A 1,733-nucleotide genomic window follows, 5' to 3' on the forward strand; every position below is an offset into this window, starting at 1 on the left:
TTGCTTCGCTATCAATTAGCTTAGCAGCTTCGATATATTTCTTACCGTGTTTAGCCATTGTAATTTCCTCCTTATGTGGTTGTAGCGGAACATCCTCCTAAGGATGATCCTCCCACTTGCAAGCCACTACAAGCCTTGCAAGGCTTTCGTCCCGATGGACGAAGTGTAATTAGTCAACGATTGTTACGCCCATACTACGAGCAGTACCTTCAACCATACGCATTGCTGATTCTACAGAAGCTGCGTTTAGATCCGGCATTTTTTGCTCTGCAATTTCACGAACTTTATCGCGTTTTACAGTAGCAACTTTCTTTTTATTCGGCTCGCCTGAACCTTTTTCGATACCAGCTGCGACGCGAAGCAATACTGCTGCCGGCGGCGTTTTTGTTTCGAATGTAAAGGAACGGTCCTCGAATACTGTGATTACAACTGGAATAATCAAGCCTACTTGATCTGCTGTACGAGCATTAAACTCTTTGCAAAACGCCATAATGTTAACGCCCGCTTGACCTAGTGCTGGACCAATCGGTGGCGCCGGGTTTGCTTTACCTGCAGATACTTGCAATTTGACCATTTTGATGACTTTTTTTGCCATGCCTGAGACACCTCCCTACCCTGAAATCCAAACGTAAACAGTATATGATTCTACGAATAGAATCCACTATTTCGCGATACAACATACGCCAGAGTTTTCCGACGCATTCAGAAACCAGATATTAAATCTTCTCCACCTGAGTATAATCTAACTCAAGAGGGGTTTCCCGACCAAACATGTTCACATGAACCTTAAGCTTCGACTTGTCGAGTAAAATTTCTTCTACTGTTCCGACAAAATCTGCAAAAGGACCTACTTTGACGCGAACTGTCTCTTTCAAATCGAACTCGATTTTCGGCTTTGGCTCATCCATACCCATGTGTTTGAGAATTTGCTCTACTTCATGAGGTAATAGAGGAACCGGCTTTGAACCAGAACCAGTCGATCCTACAAATCCAGTTACGCCAGGCGTATTTCGAACAACGTACCATGAATCGTCAGTTTGAACCATTTCCACAAGAACATATCCGGGATAGACCTTACGTTGAACAACCTTTTTCTTGCCGTCCTTTTCTACCACTTCTTCTTCCATAGGAACGAGCACGCGGAAGATTTTGTCTTCCATGCCCATTGATTCAACACGGCGTTCCAAATTGGCTTTCACCTTGTTCTCATATCCAGAGTAAGTATGCACGACGTACCATCTTTTTTCCATCACAAATCCACCTTTGGACCCTTCTTAAACAATGAGTTCAACCAGAGACGAGATCCCGATGTCAAGAAGCCAGAAGTAAATAGTTACAAACGTTATCGTCAGTAAAACTACTATCGAATAGCTTGTCAACTCTTTACGGCTTGGCCAGCGAACCTTCTTCAGTTCCGCCCAGCTGTCGGCAAAAAAACTAAACGTTGTACCAAAGCTTTGCTTTAGTTTAGCCAAAAATGCCACGTTCACACCTCCAAATTGACTATCTCGTCTCGCGATGAGGAGTCTGCTCGTTACAGAACTTGCAAAACTTCTTCAACTCGATGYGGTCGGGGTGATTGCGTTTGTTCTTGCTGCTCGCATAGTTTCTCTGTTTGCAGTTTGTGCATGCCAACGTGATAATTACCCGCATTGAATTACACCTCCCGAACTGCTACAAAATACGAATCATGAAGCTCTATATGAAACATCATTGATTCCAACACCAAAACT

General features: G+C 43.6%; 4 protein-coding genes. All 4 read right to left on the reverse strand.

What is annotated here, in order from left to right; all coding sequences use genetic code 11:
- Positions 1–169 precede the first annotated feature (169 nt).
- The 4 genes from rplK to rpmG all read right to left on the reverse strand — a co-directional run bounded on the left by rplK (position 170) and on the right by rpmG (position 1,653).
- A complete protein-coding gene (rplK, locus tag AC1DWN_RS33325) occupies positions 170–595 on the reverse strand; it encodes a 50S ribosomal protein L11 (RefSeq protein WP_475813303.1) in 426 nt (141 codons plus the stop codon).
- 121 nt (positions 596–716) lie between these two features.
- Positions 717–1,250, reverse strand: coding sequence for a transcription termination/antitermination protein NusG (gene nusG / locus AC1DWN_RS33330; RefSeq protein WP_477563116.1), 534 nt, complete (start codon positions 1,248–1,250; stop codon positions 717–719).
- A gap of 24 nt (positions 1,251–1,274) precedes the next feature.
- A complete protein-coding gene (gene secE, locus AC1DWN_RS33335; RefSeq protein ID WP_028609673.1) occupies positions 1,275–1,484 on the reverse strand; it encodes a preprotein translocase subunit SecE in 210 nt (69 codons plus the stop codon).
- Between the two features lie 19 nt (positions 1,485–1,503).
- A complete protein-coding gene (gene rpmG / locus AC1DWN_RS33340) occupies positions 1,504–1,653 on the reverse strand; it encodes a 50S ribosomal protein L33 (RefSeq protein ID WP_477563117.1) in 150 nt (49 codons plus the stop codon).
- Between the last annotated feature and the right edge of the window lie 80 nt (positions 1,654–1,733).

The organism is Paenibacillus sp. P4_A7, assembly GCF_056402455.1.